19 protein-coding genes are annotated in these 18,920 nt (G+C 39.7%); 9 read left to right on the top strand and 10 right to left on the bottom strand.

The annotated features are described in order from the left end of the window. Positions 1–203 precede the first annotated feature (203 nt). Positions 204–680 (top strand): CinA family protein, encoded by a 477-nt coding sequence (locus B1201_RS10335; protein ID WP_078193460.1) that lies wholly within the window; start codon positions 204–206, stop codon positions 678–680. 78 nt (positions 681–758) lie between these two features. Continuing rightward, positions 759–1,376 carry an aminotransferase gene (locus B1201_RS10340; RefSeq protein ID WP_078193461.1) on the top strand — a complete coding sequence of 206 codons (618 nt, stop codon included), beginning with the start codon at positions 759–761 and terminating at the stop codon, positions 1,374–1,376. Between the two features lie 64 nt (positions 1,377–1,440). On the opposite strand, the gene prpC is transcribed toward B1201_RS10340, so the two are convergent. Both prpC and prpB read right to left on the bottom strand, forming a co-directional pair. Next, on the bottom strand, positions 1,441–2,577 hold the full coding sequence (gene prpC / locus B1201_RS10345) for a 2-methylcitrate synthase (RefSeq protein WP_078193462.1): 1,137 nt from the start codon (positions 2,575–2,577) through the stop codon (positions 1,441–1,443). 3 nt (positions 2,578–2,580) lie between these two features. Continuing rightward, positions 2,581–3,465 carry a methylisocitrate lyase gene (gene prpB, locus B1201_RS10350; protein ID WP_078193463.1) on the bottom strand — a complete coding sequence of 295 codons (885 nt, stop codon included), beginning with the start codon at positions 3,463–3,465 and terminating at the stop codon, positions 2,581–2,583. 239 nt (positions 3,466–3,704) lie between these two features. On the opposite strand from prpB, the gene B1201_RS10355 reads away from it, so the two are divergent. From B1201_RS10355 to B1201_RS10365, 3 genes are all read left to right on the top strand, one after another. Beyond that, the gene (locus B1201_RS10355; protein ID WP_078188637.1) at positions 3,705–4,358 is read left to right on the top strand and encodes a TetR/AcrR family transcriptional regulator; all 654 of its coding nucleotides are present in this window, start codon (positions 3,705–3,707) and stop codon (positions 4,356–4,358) included. A gap of 112 nt (positions 4,359–4,470) precedes the next feature. Continuing rightward, positions 4,471–5,391, top strand: coding sequence for an ornithine carbamoyltransferase (gene argF / locus B1201_RS10360; RefSeq protein ID WP_078193464.1), 921 nt, complete (start codon positions 4,471–4,473; stop codon positions 5,389–5,391). A 91-nt stretch (positions 5,392–5,482) separates the two neighbouring features. After that, positions 5,483–5,959, top strand: coding sequence for a hypothetical protein (locus B1201_RS10365; RefSeq protein ID WP_078193465.1), 477 nt, complete (start codon positions 5,483–5,485; stop codon positions 5,957–5,959). Between the two features lie 47 nt (positions 5,960–6,006). On the opposite strand, the gene B1201_RS10370 is transcribed toward B1201_RS10365, so the two are convergent. The 5 genes from B1201_RS10370 to argC form a co-directional block, all read right to left on the bottom strand. Next, positions 6,007–6,360 (bottom strand): YnfA family protein, encoded by a 354-nt coding sequence (locus tag B1201_RS10370; protein WP_078193703.1) that lies wholly within the window; start codon positions 6,358–6,360, stop codon positions 6,007–6,009. A gap of 77 nt (positions 6,361–6,437) precedes the next feature. Continuing rightward, a complete protein-coding gene (clpA, locus tag B1201_RS10375; protein WP_078193466.1) occupies positions 6,438–8,714 on the bottom strand; it encodes an ATP-dependent Clp protease ATP-binding subunit ClpA in 2,277 nt (758 codons plus the stop codon). Positions 8,715–8,726: 12 nt separating this feature from the next. Continuing rightward, the gene (gene clpS / locus B1201_RS10380) at positions 8,727–9,140 is read right to left on the bottom strand and encodes an ATP-dependent Clp protease adapter ClpS (protein ID WP_078188641.1); all 414 of its coding nucleotides are present in this window, start codon (positions 9,138–9,140) and stop codon (positions 8,727–8,729) included. Positions 9,141–9,158: 18 nt separating this feature from the next. Next, a complete protein-coding gene (locus B1201_RS10385) occupies positions 9,159–9,908 on the bottom strand; it encodes a hypothetical protein (RefSeq protein ID WP_078193467.1) in 750 nt (249 codons plus the stop codon). 79 nt (positions 9,909–9,987) lie between these two features. Then, the gene (gene argC / locus B1201_RS10390) at positions 9,988–11,040 is read right to left on the bottom strand and encodes an N-acetyl-gamma-glutamyl-phosphate reductase (RefSeq protein ID WP_171263780.1); all 1,053 of its coding nucleotides are present in this window, start codon (positions 11,038–11,040) and stop codon (positions 9,988–9,990) included. Positions 11,041–11,171: 131 nt separating this feature from the next. On the opposite strand from argC, the gene B1201_RS10395 reads away from it, so the two are divergent. After that, positions 11,172–11,627 (top strand): AAA family ATPase, encoded by a 456-nt coding sequence (locus B1201_RS10395; RefSeq protein WP_078193468.1) that lies wholly within the window; start codon positions 11,172–11,174, stop codon positions 11,625–11,627. A gap of 36 nt (positions 11,628–11,663) precedes the next feature. Here the strand turns inward: B1201_RS10395 and B1201_RS10400 are convergent, their stop codons facing one another. Together B1201_RS10400 and rpiA are read right to left on the bottom strand one after the other, a co-directional pair. Next, positions 11,664–12,341 carry a SprT family zinc-dependent metalloprotease gene (locus tag B1201_RS10400; protein WP_078193469.1) on the bottom strand — a complete coding sequence of 226 codons (678 nt, stop codon included), beginning with the start codon at positions 12,339–12,341 and terminating at the stop codon, positions 11,664–11,666. A 213-nt stretch (positions 12,342–12,554) separates the two neighbouring features. Then, positions 12,555–13,226 carry a ribose-5-phosphate isomerase RpiA gene (rpiA, locus tag B1201_RS10405; RefSeq protein ID WP_078188646.1) on the bottom strand — a complete coding sequence of 224 codons (672 nt, stop codon included), beginning with the start codon at positions 13,224–13,226 and terminating at the stop codon, positions 12,555–12,557. Between the two features lie 107 nt (positions 13,227–13,333). On the opposite strand from rpiA, the gene ilvA reads away from it, so the two are divergent. From ilvA to B1201_RS10420, 3 genes are all read left to right on the top strand, one after another. Beyond that, on the top strand, positions 13,334–14,872 hold the full coding sequence (gene ilvA, locus B1201_RS10410) for a threonine ammonia-lyase, biosynthetic (RefSeq protein WP_078193470.1): 1,539 nt from the start codon (positions 13,334–13,336) through the stop codon (positions 14,870–14,872). Positions 14,873–15,633: 761 nt separating this feature from the next. After that, positions 15,634–16,293, top strand: a complete 660-nt coding sequence (locus B1201_RS10415; RefSeq protein ID WP_078188649.1) for a potassium channel family protein — start codon at positions 15,634–15,636, stop codon at positions 16,291–16,293. A gap of 52 nt (positions 16,294–16,345) precedes the next feature. Continuing rightward, positions 16,346–17,683 carry a TrkH family potassium uptake protein gene (locus B1201_RS10420; protein WP_078193471.1) on the top strand — a complete coding sequence of 446 codons (1,338 nt, stop codon included), beginning with the start codon at positions 16,346–16,348 and terminating at the stop codon, positions 17,681–17,683. Between the two features lie 65 nt (positions 17,684–17,748). On the opposite strand, the gene B1201_RS10425 is transcribed toward B1201_RS10420, so the two are convergent. Continuing rightward, positions 17,749–18,906 carry a phospholipase A gene (locus B1201_RS10425; RefSeq protein WP_078193472.1) on the bottom strand — a complete coding sequence of 386 codons (1,158 nt, stop codon included), beginning with the start codon at positions 18,904–18,906 and terminating at the stop codon, positions 17,749–17,751. Positions 18,907–18,920: the final 14 nt, after the last annotated feature.

The raw sequence follows: 18,920 nt of genomic DNA on the forward strand, positions 1-18,920 counted from the left end.
TTAAGTTTTAACATCGTTTTCCTTCCGAAGAAACCTTTATTTCATATTTTCGTACAGCTTCTAAACAATCACGCTATTTTTGTGAATTCATCAACATCCACAGTGCCAACTTAGACTTTTAGTGAAATTACACGCGAGCGGAATCAATGCTAAAATTTTAAGAATACTAATGATCATTCACCATTCTACTTTGGGGTAAGCACATGCTTAAACTGTGTTGCGATGCTTTAGAACAAAAATCCATGACCATCGCGTTTATCGAGAGTGCAAGCTCTGGTTATTTATGTAGCCAATTTTCAATTTATAAGAATAGTGGTGCAGATATCTTGTTAGGTGGTCTTGTGAGCTATGATCCATCGATCAAACGTGAAATTTTAAAAGTAGATCCTCTACTAATAGAAAAATTTACGGCCGAATCCGCAGAAGTAACTCAAGCGATGGCTGAGCATGGACAACAACTATTTTTACATGCGGACTTTGTGGTGGCCTGCACCGGATTACTCAAACCCGGTGGCAGTGCAACTATAGAAAAACCCGAAGGAACATTTTATATTTCAATTTTACATGATGGTCGTATCTATAATTATCATTATTTTATTTTGGGTACGGCTTTAGAACGCTTAGATCAGTTAACTGAAAATGTTGCTCACAAGGTATTAGACATCTTAAATGCAGAATAAAACATACATAATCTTCATATTTAAATATCATTTTGCATCGCATACTGTATTGAGGAATTTACTTATCAGGACAAGAAAATGCAGCTACGTCATTTCAATGCATTCGCAATTAGCACCCTACTGTCCTGCTCTGCTTTCGCGACGGTAGGCGGCCCTCAAACCATTGAGGTTTTAGGTTTTGATAAAAAAGACCAAAAAATCTATTTAATGCGTCATTTTGAAGATGGTCGTGGTCGTTTACCACAATTATATTATTATCAATTAGATAGCAAAAAACCGACGCAATTAATTACAGTGAAGTCTTTGTATATTAATCCAAAGACAAAACGGATTGATTACGATCAAGACAGCACCCAGTTTAATAAAGAAATCGCGAAAATAAAAAAACGTTTAGTCAAATTAACACCAGTAAATAACAATAATGCTCGAATACAGGTATTAACAACCATGAATGGCACTGCAAAATCATGGTATGACCCCATTGAAACCATTGATAAATGGACCTATCAATATCGTGTTAAAAATTCGCAGTATAAAAGCGCTGTACAAAAGGCTGAGACCTATAAAGAAGGTTTAAAAATCTCTAAAACTTATCGTGTAGTGCAAAAGCCTTTTTATTTAGTAACTGTTAAATATCTAGGGATTCCATTTGAAACAGGATATAGCGTTGAAGATCCAGTTTTACTAACCAAATAGATTGTTAAATTAAATAACAAATAATAAAAAAGCCTCTTTTGAGGCTTTTTTATTACACTTAAAATTATGCTGCAGAACGCTCTGCAATTGGCACAACTTTACGTAATTCCGGACCTGTATAGTCCGCACTTGGGCGAATAATACGATTGTCCGCACGCTGCTCCATTACATGCGCAGCCCAACCTGTTACACGTGACATTACAAAGATTGGCGTGAACAACTTGGTTGCAATATCCATGAAATGATATGCAGATGCATGGAAGAAATCAGCATTACAGAATAATTTCTTCTCACGCCACATCACTTCTTCACAGCGCACTGATACAGGATAAAGTACAGTATCACCGACGTCTTTTGCTAGGCGTTCAGACCATTTCTTGATAATGCCATTACGTGGATCGTTATCTTTGTAAATCGCATGACCAAAGCCCATGATCTTTTCTTTACGCTCAAGTTTACCCAACATTTCACGCTCAGCTTCTTCTGGAGACGTCCAGTTTTCAATCATTTCCATTGCAGCTTCGTTTGCACCGCCATGTAATGGACCACGAAGTGAACCAATTGCACCTGTAATACAAGAATGCATATCAGACAATGTTGATGCACATACACGCGCTGTGAATGTAGAGGCATTAAATTCATGCTCTGCATATAGAATCAGTGACACGTTCATCACTTGCTCATGCAATTCATTTGGTTTTTCGCCACGAAGTAAATGTAAGAATTGAGCGCCGATTGAATCATCATCGGTGTTTTCTTCTACACGTACGCCATCATGACTGAAGCGATACCAGTAGCAGATGATCGCAGGTAGCGTTGCCAAAATACGGTCTGCAACATCTTGTTGTTCATCGAATGATTTTTCAGTTTCAAGGTTACCTAACATTGAAACGCCTGTACGCATCACATCCATTGGGTGTGAGTCAGCAGGAATACGTTCTAATACTTCTTTCAACGCCTGCGGCAATTGACGCAATGATTTGAGTTTGGCTTTGTATGCTGCTAGTTGTTCTGTTGTTGGCAATTCACCAAAGAAAATGAGATACGCAACTTCTTCAAACTGACAGTTTTCTGCCAAATCTTGAACGTCATAACCACGATAGGTTAAGCCCGCACCACTTTTGCCTACAGTTGACAATGCAGTTTTACCAGCTACTTGTCCGCGCAGTCCTGCGCCCGTGAGTACTTTTCCTTCAGCCATTTTTTATTTTCCTTCAGTGAACAATTTATCTAAGGTGTTTTCAAAAGTGTGATAATCGAGGAATTGATAGAGTTCTTTTCGTTGTTGCATTTTATCCAGTACATTGACTTGTGTACCGTCATTGCGGATCGCATGCATTACTTCGAGTGCCGCTTTTTGCATTGCACGTGTTGGTGATAATGGGTAAAGCACCATTGCAATACCCTGCTCGCCTAGTTCTTCTTTGGTGTAGTAAGGGGTATCACCAAACTCTGTAATGTTTGCCAGTACAGGGACACCAACAGCATCGCAGACAGTTTTGTACATGGTAATATCAGTCATTGCTTCAGCAAAGATCGCATCTGCACCTGCTTCTACACAGGCACATGCACGGTCGATCACTGCTTGCAAACCTTCTTTTTGTAATGCATCTGTACGTGCCATCACTACAAAGTTTGAATCGGTTTTTGCATCAACAGCCGCTTTAATACGGTCAACCATTTCTTGTTGTGACACGATTTCTTTGTTCGGACGGTGACCACAACGCTTTTGTGCGACTTGGTCTTCGATATGAACCGCTGCTGCACCTGCTGCAATCATTTGCTTCACACTGCGGGCAATATTAAATGCACCGCCCCAACCTGTATCGATATCGACAAGTAATGGCGTATCTACACGTTCAGTAATACGACGAACATCTTCCAAAACATTGTCTAAACTGGTCATGCCTAAGTCAGGTAAACCATATGAATAGTTCGCAACACCTGCACCAGATAAATATATGGCTTTATAGCCAACTTCTTTTGCCATCATTGCTGCATAGGCATTTACTGTGCCAATGATTTGTAATGGTTTTTCGATTTCCAATGCTTGTCTAAATCTTAAGCCTGCAGACGTTTGTTGTGTCATATTCCTTTCCACGGCATTTACTTTAATTTTCGAAGTTTGAGTATATCCATATTTTTTTCCAACTCTATGGCTTTGTAGAATATTAACTCTAAAACTTTAGTCAAATATTTCACTTGTCACCTATCTGTTGTTATTCTTTAGTCAAAGATCTCTTATTTATGAGCAAAGCAGAAAAGTACTGAATTTTTTGCTATAATTATCGTCAAATCAGCTCTTTTTTTGTTAAATATTATCACTTTATGCAAGATTTAATACACATTGAACCTTTAACGCATGACCAGCCACAAACGCGGCGCGGACATGAACGATGTGTTGCGCTTTTAGAAAGTGCTACGGAGCTTTTTTTAAAACGTGGTTTTGATGCAGTTTCATTAGATGACATCGTGAATCATGCAGGTGGTTCAAAAGCGTCAATCTATAAATATTTTGGTAATAAAGACGGATTATTTAAGGCTATTTGTGACTATCGTCGCTGCTTATTTTTCAAAGATATTTGCCTACCATTTACGGTGAGCCCTGACACCGATATTCGTGCTTATCTCATCAATACTTTAAGTGACTTTCATCAGCATATTGTGATGCCTGAAAATGCGGCATTTATGCGGTTAGTCTTAGAACAAACAGGACGTAATCCTGAAATAGCACGTTATATTCATGAGCAAGGCCCAAAACAAATTCAGAACACCGTTGCAGAAATTTTAAATCAAGCGCATCAACACGGTTTGCTGTATTGTGAAAACCCGTTGTTTTCGGCTCAATTTTATTTTGGCATTTTGCGAAATTTAGAATGGCGCGTTCTCATGGGCATCACCATTGATGAAAATGATCAAGAAACCATCAATTACATCAGTTATTGCGTCGATCGTTTCCTAGACGGTCACCAAAAGCGCTAGATTTTTTGCAATTTACCTCTCTTATAGTATATTAATCGATTCCTTTTTCTCTAACCAACCAACAACTAATTGTTGTTTTGTTTTTTGATTCAGCAATTATTGTGGAGTAACAATGGCTCTACGTCACTTTCTAACTTTACGCGATTTATCGACTTTAGAACTTAATCAAATTGTACAGCGCGGTATCGAACTCAAGCGCAAACAGCATAACAATGAAGTTTTCCAACCTTTCGTTGGTAAAGTCATGGGCATGATTTTTGAGAAATCGAGCACCCGTACACGTGTATCGTTTGAAGCAGGAATGAGCCAATTTGGTGGTAGTGCAATTTTCCTTTCATCTCGCGACTCTCAATTAGGGCGTGGCGAGCCAGTAGAAGATTCTGCACGCGTGATTTCAAGCATGCTTGATATTGTAATGATTCGTACTTTTGGTCATGACATTGTTGAACGTTTTGCTTCTTATTCAAAAGTTCCTGTCATCAATGCATTAACAGATGATCACCACCCTTGCCAATTACTTGCCGATGTTCAAACATTTGTTGAACACCGTGGTTCTATTGAAGGTAAAACGGTTGCTTGGATTGGTGATGGCAACAATATGTGTAACTCATATATTGAAGCGGCTCATATGTGGGGCTTTAAATTAAAAATCGCTGCACCTAAGGGCTATGAACCTAAAGCAGAATTTTTATCTGAATTTGCACACTGTGTGGAACTTGTTGATTCTGCCGAAGATGCTGCAGTTAATGCAGATTTAATCGTTACAGATGTTTGGGCAAGTATGGGCCAAGAAGAAGAGCAAAAAATTCGTGAAAAAGCGTTTGCTGATTATCAAGTGAATGAACGCCTGATGGATCTTGCTCACGCTGACTGCCTATTTATGCACTGCTTACCTGCACATCGTGGCGAAGAAATTTCTGAAAATATGCTTGACCACAAAAATGCCGTGGTTTGGGATGAAGCTGAAAATCGCTTACATGCACAAAAAGCACTTGTAGAATTTTTAATTAACGAAAATCTTAAAAAAGACTAAGGTTTTACTTAGATAAATTAAGCACCTTCGGGTGCTTTTTTTGTTTTTGCATGCTTTAATAAAACCATAACTTTTATAAGTGATTTAAAATATGCACATTCAAAAAAGCTTTTTAATTTTAGTCTCTTTGGGCCTAAGCACCGTTACATTTGCAGCATCTCCAACTGAGTTAGATCAATACCTCGTAAAAAAAGGAATTTTGGATGCTGCATACCAAATCAAAAATAAAGCTGCATTAGATGAAATACTTTCTGCCATAAGTGACGAAGACTCTCGCACTCTTCCTTTTCAAGTTGACCAAAATATGTTGATGGAAAAAATGGAAGTTTCAGCAGATAAAATAGAAATTGAAGGAATTATCACCACACCTGACTTTACACAATTTGCAGAATCAGTGGGTCAACAGCAAGTCAAACAACTGATCAAAAAGAATTCTCTACAAAATTGTGAATTGTTATTTGAACATCAATTTCAACGTGTAAATCCATATGTATTGGAAATGGATTTATCTTCACCTCAACAAAAATACGAAATTATCATTAAAAATACAGAGTGCAAATTTAAATAAATATCTAATTTCTTACAGCTCTTGGTTTAACTTTTGCATTGTTTAACTTAACGAATTAAACCTTGAGGCTGTAATGCAATCACAGCTGAGCCCACCAACACAATGACGCCACCTAGCATATCCCAACGTGTTAGAACTACGTGATCGACAAAACGCAACCACAGCAATGCAGAGAAAATGTAGATTCCGCCATAGGCTGCATAGATACGACCCGAAGCTGCTGGATGCAACGTCAATAACCAAACAAATGCAGCCAATGCAAGCGCTGTTGGAATCCATAACCACTGCGATTTTTGCTGATTTAAAATCAAATATGGGAAGTAACAGCCTAAAATTTCCATCAGTGCTGTCAGTGCAAATAAACCAAATGTGGTCAGCACTTTTGTTAATGGTATGTCCATCATTGAGAAACCCAAATCTAGCGTCGAATAAATATAAAAAACCCGTGCAAGCACGGGTTTTTCGTTAATTAAATTACTTAAGCAGGTTCAGCGGTTTGGTCTTCAAACACTTCGAGTTTTAAGCCCACAGCTTTGCCATTTTCTTTCTTCACTGAAACACCAACATTACCGCCATGTTCCGCAAGCTCGCCAAACAAAATCATTTCAGCAAGCGGTTTCTTCAAATGCTCTTGAATTAAACGCTGCATTGGACGAGCGCCCATCAAGCGATCGTATCCTTGCTCTGCCATCCATTCGCGTGCATCTTGGTCAACCTCAAGAACCACTTTTTTGTCATCTAACTGTGCCTGAAGCTCTGTTAAAAACTTATCAACCACACTTTCAATGACAGTTGTTGGCAATGCTTTAAATTGAATAACACCATCCAAGCGGTTACGGAACTCCGGAGAGAAGGCTTTTTTCATCGCGTCTTGGTTATCATTACTGTTATCTTGATCCATGAAACCAATGCTCACACGTGAAATTGATTCTGCACCAATATTGGTAGTCAGCACTAACACGACGTTACGGAAGTCAGACTTACGACCATTGTTGTCCGTTAATGAACCATGATCCATAATTTGAAGTAACAAATTAAAGACATCTGGATGTGCTTTCTCAATTTCGTCTAGTAAAAGTACGCAATGCGGATTTTTATGAATCGCGTCGGTCAACAAACCACCTTGATCAAAACCTACATAACCCGGAGGCGCACCAATTAAACGAGATACGGCATGACGTTCCATGTATTCAGACATATCGAAACGTACAAGTTCAACGCCTAACAATTTCGCCAATTGCTTAGTGACTTCAGTTTTACCCACACCTGTAGGACCAGCAAAGACAAAATTACCCACTGGCTTATCTGGCGCTTTAAGACCTGCACGAGATAATTTAATCGCAGATGCAAGCGCTTCAATCGCTTCATCCTGACCGAACACCACACGTTTCAGATCACGCTCAAGATTTTCAAGGACGCTCTTGTCATCTTTAGACACAGTTTTCGGTGGAATACGCGCAATTTTCGAAACGATATCTTCAATGTTTTCAACTGAAATGACCGTATCATCTTGCTCAGCTTTTAAACGACGCTGCGCACCAGCTTCATCAATCACATCAATGGCTTTATCAGGTAAGAAACGATCATTGATAAATTTCGCTGATAGTTCAACCGCAGAAACCAGCGCTTGATCTTCGTATTTCACATGATGGAATTCTTCAAATTTGCCTTTTAAGCCACGCAGAATATCAATCGTTTCTGAAATAGATGGTTCATTGACATCAATTTTTTGGAAACGACGAGATAAAGCATGATCTTTTTCAAATACTTGGCGATATTCTTGGAAAGTCGTTGAACCGATACACCGTAAAGTACCATTCGCCAAAGCTGGTTTGATGAGGTTCGATGCATCCATCGTGCTGCCCATACTTGAGCCTGCACCGATGATCATATGAATTTCATCAATAAATAAAATAGCTTCGGGCTTTTTCTTCAAGGCATTTAGCAGTTGTTTTAAACGCTTTTCAAAATCACCACGGTATTTAGTTCCAGCAACTAAAGCACCAATGTCTAAACTAAATACTTCTGCATTTTCAAGCGGTTTAGGTGCTTTACCATTTACAATGAGCCAAGCCAAACCTTCAGCAATCGAAGTTTTACCTACACCCGGATCACCCACCAAAAGTGGGTTGTTTTTACGACGGCGGCATAGAATTTGGGCTGTACGTTCAATCTCTTTTTCACGACCAATTAGTGGATCTGTTTTGCCTTTTTGAGCTTCAACATTGAGATTGGTGGTATATAGCTCCAATGGGCCAGAATTTGAAGACGTGGTGCTTTCACCATCGAGCTCTTCGATTTCTTCTTCAGCTTGGACTTCATCTTTACGTGTGCCGTGTGACAAATACTGCGTTAATGTCAAACGGTTGATTTGATGGCGTTTAAGTAAATACACCGCAAATGAATCACGCTCTGAATACATCGCAACTAAAATGTCTGCACCTTCTACAGTGCGGTCATTACCACTCGATTGCACATGGAAAATTGCACGTTGCAAAATGCGATCAAAACTTTCTGTAGGATGTGGTGCTTGATCGCTATTTTCGCCAAGCTTAGGGGTATGTTGTTCTACGTATTCTTCAAGTTCTTTGCGAAGCACAATAATGTCTGCGCCACATGCTTTCAATGCATTAACAGCGGAATCATTATCCAGTAAAGCCAATAATAAATGTTCTACCGTCAAAAATTCATGTCTCTTTTGACGAGCCATGCTGACAGCCAAACGTAGTGATACTTCTAATTGACGACTGAGCATGTAATCCCCTTATTAATCTTTTGGCTCAATCTGACAAAGTAATGGATGACTTTGCGACCGAGCGTAATTATTGACCTGATTTGCTTTAGTCTCTGCGATGTCTCGCGGATAAACCCCTGCAACACCCTTTCCTTCATAATGTACAGTTAGCATTACTTGAGTGGCTTGGTCAAGATTCAAAGCAAAGTATTGTTGTAAAATTTCAATTACAAAGTCCATTGGGGTGTAATCATCGTTCATTAAAACGACAGCATACATAGGAGGACGCTTTAACTCAGGTGGCGCAGTCAATACTTGAATGTCTGAATCACCATCATCCTGCGTACCTTGGCTGAGAGTCGGGTTTAGATGCCAGTCCACTAAACCAGATTGGTAAAATGAATTTTTAATGTCAGATAAACACGTTTGACGCTTATTGGTTCGCATAGGATTTAGGTTTCACACTTAGTTTGCACTTGCTTCAGTTTGAGGAATTTCTGAAAGGAAGGCAGATTGATTTTCAACAGGCTGACCTTTCGACCAGCTAAAACGGCGAATAACGGGTTTAGAACCGCTTAAACGCACTTCAATAAAGTCTGGACTGAAGCCTTTTGGCATGGTCCAACGTCCAGTGAGTCGCTCACTTTCGCTAAAGTTAAAGTTTTTGTCTTCTAAAGGCACTGCAAGTACTTCTGTACCCTTAATTAGACGCAGCTCAACACTTCCAGATACATTACTTTTTGACGGACTTACTTGAACGAGATCAAGTTGGTATTCATACGCATTTTCAGGTAACGGTTTAATCGCTAAATGTTGTACTGCAAGCGGCATACCACCACGTTGGCGCAATACTTCACGATACAAAACACCCAAATTACCGGTTAATTCTTGATCATCACGTGCTTTTTTAACAGCCAAATATAAATCATTTGAATTACTTACAGCGACATCACGCTCTTGAATTGCCGCATTCAAACTTTTATTCAGGCCTGCTAATTCAGTTTTTTGCTTTTGCACCACATCAACAAGTTGCTCTGCATCTGCATCATAACCGACCACAGTTAAGCCCTGACGATGACCAATACTATATCCGAGCAAACCGCTGCTCAATGCAAGTACAACTGCACCAATCGCCAGTGGCATATTCGTCTTCATAAAAGGCGTTTTTTCACTGTTTTCAGGTTCTGACTTGAAATTAGATTCTGTATTCGACATCGTCATCTCTTATTTTTAGTTCACTCAAGGCACACATTTAAATCCAGTTTTAAATGTGTGTGAAGTTTTAAATCGTTTCTTATGGTAATAAACCAATGCCTTGAAGTCCTGCATTTTCAGCAAAACTAAACATCAAGTTCATATTTTGTACGGCTTGACCTGCTGCACCTTTCACCAAGTTGTCTTGAGCCACCAAAATCACTAATTTTTTCGGTTGAGGTTTGCAAATCGCAATACGTAATTGGTTCGCACCACGCACAGTACGTGTTTCAGGTGAGCTACCTGCAGGCATAACATCTACAAACTGCTCATTGGCATAGAACTGTTCATATATGCTTTGTAAATCCGCAGAAGCACCTGCGTCTGTCAAATCAATATAGATAGTGCTGAGCATGCCACGAATCATCGGTACTAAATGCGGTACGAATAAAATTTCGTTAAACACACCTTTTTTACCTGAAATATTTTCTAAGGCTTCTACAATTTCGGGATGATGACGGTGACCAGCTACACCATATGCTTTAAAGTTATCTGCATTTTCAGAATAGATCATACCTAGGCTGGCTTTACGACCTGCACCAGACACACCTGATTTTGCATCAATAATAATGCTTTCAGGTTTCACTAATCCTTCGGCTTTTAATACTGGCGCTAAACCGAGCTGAACAGTTGTTGGGTAACAACCTGGGTTACCAATCACTGAAGCCTTTTGAATTTTTTCACGGTTTAATTCAGACAAACCATAAACTGAATCTTTTAATAGCTCTGGACAGGCATGGTCTAAACCATACCATTTCTCAAATTGAGCTAAGTCTTGCAAGCGGAAGTCTGCTGCCAAATCGATCACTTTCGTATTTGCAGCGACCAATTCTTCTGCATGCTTCATTGCTACACCATGCGGCGTCGCAAAAAATACAACGTCACATTGTTTTAGTTCTTCAATATTTAGATCTGAATAGCAAAGGTCTGTATGTCCACGCAAGCTTGGGAACATATCATCCACACGGCGGCCATTTTCAGTACGCGAAGTTAAAACTTTCACTTCTGCATTTGGGTGTCGCAGTAAAATACGCAGTAATTCAACACCTGTGTAACCTGTACCGCCGACAATACCTACTGAAATCACGCTCATTACCTCTATTCAAAGTATCCATTTGATGACTGCGTAGTATGACAGGAAGTTACGGTTTTCTGAACTGTTTTGACATATAAAGCTTCACTTTATAATGTTAGCTTATCTTCTGAATCCTATTAAGTCAGATCATGCATATAAATCCTGATCATTACCTATCCACAGCTCAAGGTCGTGTCTTCACTAAAGAAAGAAATATTCCAGCATGGCAATGCTGTTTTGACGCTTTTAAGCATGAATTAAAAACTAACCCAAAGGTTAAAATCATTTATATATTGATCGGATGCCAAGGGGCTGGGAAATCAACTTGGGCCAAAAACCAAATATCCCGCGAACCTGAAAATATTATTTTTGATGCTATTTTAGTAAAGCAATCTGAACGTCTACCGATAATTGAGCAAGCTAAACAATTGGGTAAAAAATGCGTTGCTGTATGGTTTCAAATCCCGCTCGAAGTATGCATAAAAAGAAACGCTCAACGATCTTCAGATGAAATAGTCGATCTGACGGCATTAACCAATGTTTATTACGCATTAGAACCGCCTACATACCAAGAAGGATTTGATTTAATTGAAATAATATATTAAGAAATGCTTTAGTGTTTACAACTTAGTGCCTTTAATTCAGAGCACCCACCACCAAGGCATTGCCGTCATTTTTAGTATTTTTCGATGCTGCTGAAAATTTATATCATGCTTTTGCACTTCAGCCCAAAAGTTTGGGCTATGGTCAAAGTGCTTGGTATGCGCTAACTCATGTACAGCCACATATCGTGCAACTTGCTCTGGAAACAGCACCAATGCGCTATTCAGCATAATATCATGGCGCGCTGAACAGCTTCCCCAGCGCGTTTTGGGCTGACGAATTGAGCAATCACCATATTTCAAGCCTGTTTCACTGCTCACTTGCTTTAAATAAATTGGTAAATACTCTTTGGCATAAGCAATCACAAAGCTTTTTAAATATTGCTCAGGCTGCCGAACACTGATGAAAAGCTGATGCTTTTCTTCATCTAAGATGAATGAGTTTTTTTGTACTTTATAAACAATGCTTAGAGGCTGCTCTAGATTGAATAGTTTTAATTCGGCTGGAAGCGTTTTATCAATCTGCCCTGTTTTTTCCTGCTGCTTCTGCCATGTCTCAATCATCCATTGTTCCGATTGTTTCAGAAAATCTTGAACTTGGCGCTGTGTACAAAACTGGGGAACCGTTAATTTAATTTGAGTTGGTTCTACACGCAGCCTTAAGCGTGTGGCACGTAATTTTCGGGTGATTTGAATTTCAGGAAGGTTTGGTGTCATTTATTCTTTTTAAAAAGCTTATTAATAATGCATAAAATTGAATTTTAAATATTTTCAAAAATATATTAGGAGTCCCTTCTCCCTTAGGGAGAAGGTTAGGATGAGGGGACTTTTAAATTGACCTCTCCCTAACCCTCTCCTCAAAGGAGAGGGAACTTCCATTAGAAATTTAATATAAATCGAAACTCAATTTACAATTAAATTTTCTATAGATTAAACCGCAGTACGCTCTTCAATACCGTTATCAGTGGCTACAACAGCAATATCTGCTTTGTTTAATGCAAAGATACCGTTACACACTACACCCGGAATGTCATTCAAAGTCTTTTCAAGCTCTAAAGCATTTAAGATATTTAAGTTGTGTACGTCTAAAATTACATTACCGTTATCTGTTACTACGCCTTCACGGTACACAGGGTCGCCGCCTAAAGAAACGATTTTACGCGCAACAGCAGAACGTGCCATTGGAATCACTTCTACAGGAAGCGGAAATTCACGTGCCAACTGATCAACCCATTTAGAATCATCTACGATACAAACGAATTTTTTCGCAATTGATGCAACGATTTTTTCACGAGTCAACGCAGCGCCGCCGCCTTTAATCATGTGCATATGACGGTCGATTTCATCAGCGCCATCCACATAGGCATCTAAACCGCCAACGTGGTTCATATCAACCACTTCAATGCCTAATTTTTTCAAACGTTGTGCAGTTGCTTCAGAACTTGCAACAGCAGCTTCGAGTTGAAGCTCTGGCAATAATTCGATGAGGAAGTTCACAGTACTTCCTGTACCAACACCCAAAATACCGCCCTTTGGCAAATGCTTTAACGCAGCTTTTGCGGCAGCTTGTTTCTTTTCATCTTGGGTTGCATACAGACTCATAACTTGGCTCAACTATTTTTTGACATTAGACGCTGATTTTTCAGCCCAAATGTACAGGGGTTTGTTACAATAAACCCCTATTTTAAACTGTTAGATGGAAAATTAACATGCTGTCTCGTTTGGTTCGACAAATATTACAGGCAACGGTCTATGACGTTGCAATCGAAACCCCACTCGAAGCAGCGCCACGAATTAGTGAAAAACTAAACAATAACATTCGCTTTAAACGCGAAGATTTACAACCTGTCTTTTCTTTCAAGCTACGCGGTGCCTACAACCGTATTAGTCAATTACCGAAATCTCAGTTGGAACGTGGCGTTATTACTGCTTCTGCAGGTAACCATGCTCAAGGCGTGGCATTATCTGGTAAAAAGTTGGGTATTCGCGCCATTATTGTTATGCCTAAAACCACACCAGACATTAAAGTACAAGCGGTTAAACGCTTAGGCGGTGAAGTGGTTCTGCATGGCGATTCTTTTGATGTAGCCAATAAATACGCAATCCAATGTGCAAAAGATGAAGGTATGACCTTTATTCCACCTTATGACGACGAACTCGTTATGGCCGGTCAAGGAACCATTGCCAATGAAATTCTTCGTCAATGGCGTGATGTGGATTATGTATTTGTTGCTGTAGGCGGTGGCGGTCTTATTGCCGGTGTAGCCGCTTACTTAGGTGATGTGGCACCTCACGTTAAAGTCATTCCTGTTGAATATGACGAATCAGCATGTTTAAAAGCAGCCTTTGAAGCCAATGAACGTGTCATTCTGCCATCTGTAGGTTTATTTGCCGACGGTACAGCAGTTGCACAAATTGGTGAAAAACCATTTGAAGTGATTCAACTGCAAAAATCTGACAACTCTGGCCCTATTGTTGAGCGTGAAGTTGTACTGGTAAATACCGATGAAATCTGTGCAGCGATTAAAGATACCTTTGATGAATGCCGCAGCATTGTAGAACCGTCAGGTGCAATGGCACTTGCAGGTATTAAAAAATATGTTGCTGAGCATGGTCTAGAAGGCAAAAATATGGTGTCGATTGTATGCGGCGCCAATATGAACTTTGACCGTCTGCGCTATATTGCAGAACGTACCGAACTTGGTGAACGTAAAGAAGCGATCTTTGCTGTGACCATTCCAGAAGAAAAAGGTTCTTTCCTTAAATTCTGCCGTGCACTACAAGGCCGTAACATCACTGAGTTTAACTACCGCGCAAGCAACTCAAGTGCCGCTCAAGTATTTGTGGGTATCAGTCTCAAAAATGGCGAAAAAGAACGTCAGGAAATTTTTGAAACCTTAAAATTCCAATACGATGTAGACGATCTTTCTGATGATGAAGTGGCTAAACTGCATATCCGTTATTTAATTGGCGGACATGCAGACATTGAAAATGAACGCCTATTCCGCGTGGAATTCCCAGAACGTCCGGGCGCACTACTGACTTTCTTAGAACGTCTTGGTCCGACCCATAACATCACCCTATTCCACTACCGTAACCACGGTGCTGCGGAAGGTCGTGTATTGGTGGGTATGGAAGCAACGGATGCGAAACAAAACCCTGATGGTTTGATTGAAACATTGGAAAATATTACCTACCCATATGTTGAGATTACCAATAACCTTGGTTATCAACGTTTCTTGAAATAAATAAAACTTCTATAAAAAAGCTGGGATCTAGATTCCAGCTTTTTTATTTGCATCAACTATTTTCTACATCAAAATGAATATATTCATCAATTTAATTCATCAACGCCGTCATTGTTGTTAAATTCACCACACCCTATAATCCATTGAAAATAAAATAGATATTTAAAATTGAATTTTTATGCCTTATTTATGATCGCTATTGTGGGTTTAGGTGGACATTTTTATGTATATCCGGCTTATCAACTTAAGCAAGAGGAAGATAAGATTCGTTAAAGTATGAAACAAATTCCAAATCAGTCACGCACACAAAATCTAGAAAATATTTAGGGCTATACCAAGCAGGCTGAAATGCTGAATCAATATCCAAATTACATTGTATAAATTCGCTTTGATGAGCTAAGTGATCAAACCACTCCCAAACCTGTTCAAGCCATCATCCGTGAATTTTCATGCGATGGCTTAAACCGTTTAAAGAACAATTCTGAGCTTGTTCGTAAAGCCACCCTAAATGTCATTAAAGAAGATCAACATCAATTTCAATATATTCTAAAAAACAAACTAGGCTATGAAATTTTTAAATATCAACAAGTTATGAATAATTTCCCCAATATTACTGAACTTTATGCCTATCAAAACACTGAAGAAATTAAAAATTAGAGCTTTTCGGTTTAGATGGATTATGTAAATTTTCATAGCCGCTCTAGGCTGAACAAGCTAACATCAACATATTCAATAACTTTAGAATAATTTAGGAATACGGCATGGCTCAATTCGCTGTGATTGGCTTAGGAAGTTTTGGCGCAACTGTAGCCACAGAACTCATGGGTTTAAAACACGATGTCATTGGAATCGATAGCAACAAAAAGTTTGTTGAAAGTATTTCGGACCAACTGACCCATGCAGTGATTGCTGATGCAACAGATGAGCACGTTTTACAAGAACTCAATATTCAAAATTGTGAAGCCGTCGTTGTCGCAATTGGTGAAGATATTGAAGCCAGCATCTTATGTGTGCTCCATCTTAAAAACATGGGGATCAACAAAATTTGGGCCAAAGCCAAGTCCAAAGCGCATCACATGATTTTAACCCATTTAGGCATCAGCAAAATCATCCATCCTGAAGAAGATATGGGTGTCCGTGTTGCTCAGTCACTAAGTTATCCAATGGTGAGCCGCTACATGGTGCTCGAAGATGACCATTATTTGGTGAAAGTTGAAATTAAAGAGTCACAACAAGGCACGCGTTTAAATCAAATAATGGATCATGTCCCTGAAGTGAAGACGATTTTGCATAAACGTGGCACCGAGCTTCAATATAGTTTAGATCCAAACCTGATTTTACAAACAGGCGATATTTTAGTGGTTGAAGGTTTACTCGAACATTTACGTCGACTGGCTAAACACTTTAAAGCAACTTTGTAATCAGCGTCGTGCTCTATTTGCACACAAGCGCGCAAGATGACAGTAGAAAAACATGAAACTGCACAATAAACAGCGTAATACCATTAATCTCAGCCCGCCCAGTATTTTGGCATTGGGTTTCCTTGGGCTCATTATCATTGGCACCTTGCTGTTAAAACTCCCTTATTCACATCATGGTGATTTAAGTTGGATTAATGCCCTCTTTACAGCGACCTCTGCCGTAACCATTACAGGACTTTCAGTTGTGAATGTCGGCGAAGCCTATACGGTGTTTGGTAAAGTCGTGATTATGGGGTTACTACAATGCGGTGGTCTCGGTTTTATGACCTTTGCGATATTGGCCGCTATGAGTTTGTCCCCTAAAATTGGGCTAAAACAACAAATTATGGCTCAAGAAACCATTGGACAAACCAGCCTTGCCAAAGTGACCATGACCATCAAAGGCGTACTGCTGTATTCGCTATTTTTTGAAATGGTGGGAACGGTTATTTTGACCATCGCTTGGATGCAAGAATACAATTTTAACCAGGCCCTGTTTTATGCTGCCTTTTATAGTGTTTCTGCATTTAATAATGGTGGATTTTCATTATTTCCCAATAGTTTAATGAGCTTTGCTGACCGTTATTTCATTACGTTTACCATCAGTATGCTTTACATTATTGGGGGTATCGGCTTTTTGGTACTAATGGACATTAAGCGCAATAAAAGTTGGAAAAAACTCAGTACCAATAGCAAGCTGATTTTATCGACTATCGCAGGTTTAAATGTCTTTGCCTTCATCACCATTTGGTTATTAGAAGCCAATAATGCTGCGACCTTAGCCACGATGTCACTTGGTGACCAAGCCCTCAACGCGTGGTTCCATGCAACTGTTCCGCGCTCTTCGGGTTTTAACAGCTTGCCCATGGAAAGCATGAGCGATGCATCATCACTCGTCACGATGTTACTAATGTTTATTGGTGGTGGCTCGCTCAGTACGGCCGGTGGCATTAAAGTTGGAACGTTTATTATTGTTGTGCTCAGTGTTGTCAGTTTTTTAAGACGTGAAGACGAACTGCGTGTGTTTAACCATTCTGTTTCTGAAAAAACCACCTTCAAAGCATTAGCTGTGATTTTCATTACAGTGACGTTGATATTCATTGGTTTTTTCAGTCTATTGCTACTAGAGCCTGACAAACGCTTTTTAGACTTACTCTTTGAAGCAGTATCCGCTGCCTGCACCGTTGGCCTATCTCGTGGCATCACCAGCGACTTACAACCCGCCAGTTTAGTCGCCCTGATCTTATTAATGTTCGCAGGTCGACTTGGCCCCTTAACACTGGCCTATCTGATTGCCACACCGAAGAAGAGTCGGTTAAAACACCCACCTTCTGAGATTCAGATTGGTTGATTTGTACATTTTCTCACAGTTATAAAAAAACCACGCCTTAGCGTGGTTTTTTTATTTGCGAATCTTTAGAACCAATTCATTAATGACACACCGACACCGACATAGGTTGCCCGATGGTTATAGTCAATCAGGCTTTCACCATAGCCATCAAACAACTGAACTGTGCCACGCAATTTACCATTGATTGGGAAAGTCCAATCAAACTGCACAGCACCATGTGAATCATCACCACCTTTCAGTGAATGACGTAACATCAAACTAAAGTCATGATCTTTATGACGATAAAATGCTGTTAAATCCCCACGTCCCACATAATCGGTAATATCCGGGTTGTTATCATCTTTAGCATCTTCTTCGAAACGGTACCAAGGACGTAACATCAGTGCAAAATTGTCACGTTCAAATCCTAGATTTAACATGACACGGTTCCAACTCCGCGATAAGGGATCAGAACGTCCATTAGACTGATGGTTAAAGGTTAGACCCAACATACGCCAATTCAAACCTAAGAGTTCATAGTTGGTACGAAAAACCAGACTAGCTTCAGGTTCATAGTTGGTTTCACGGAATGGTCGTGATTCATCTTCGTTGTAGACTTGCCAACGAGAAGACTGGGTATAGCCCAACCAGATATCACCATTATCACCAAATAAGTTTTCAACAGCTTTGGTTTTTAATGACAATTGGAACTTGGCTTCCATCGATTTTAGGTTTTGTTCCTGATCGGCTTGTACCGTGTTATTTTCATTCGGGCTAGATGGACGTTCATTTTTATCCGATGTCCAATATCCCGGCATTAAATACACAGGTTGATAGCCGCGAATATTCCATGTTCCCAATTTACTTTCTGGAGAAAGCTCCCAACGACTATCCAATAATGAAAGATTTGGATTGAGGTTCGGTGCTTCTACAGCAAATAAACGGTCCGTAAACGCATGACTGACTTTTTCTTTCAAAGTCAGCTTTTCAGTCGGCTCAGGTTTAATTTCTTGGGCGGCTTGGCGCTCAGAAACCAACATTTCTTTTTCACCAGGTTGCACTTTAAACAAAGCGTCATAACACGATAATCGCTCTGCATTTGACTCAAGTGCCACACATGCTTCAGCGGTAGCTGGTTTAACAGCCACATCCGCATTTTGTGCATTTACAGTACTGACATACATTGAACTGAGCGCAATGAGGCTCAGTTGCAATGTCGTACGCTCAAGAGATTTGAACGCCATAAAAACCCCTTTTT

The sequence above is a fragment of the Acinetobacter sp. ANC 5600 genome (assembly GCF_002018395.1).
GTDB classification, from domain to species: domain Bacteria; phylum Pseudomonadota; class Gammaproteobacteria; order Pseudomonadales; family Moraxellaceae; genus Acinetobacter; species Acinetobacter amyesii.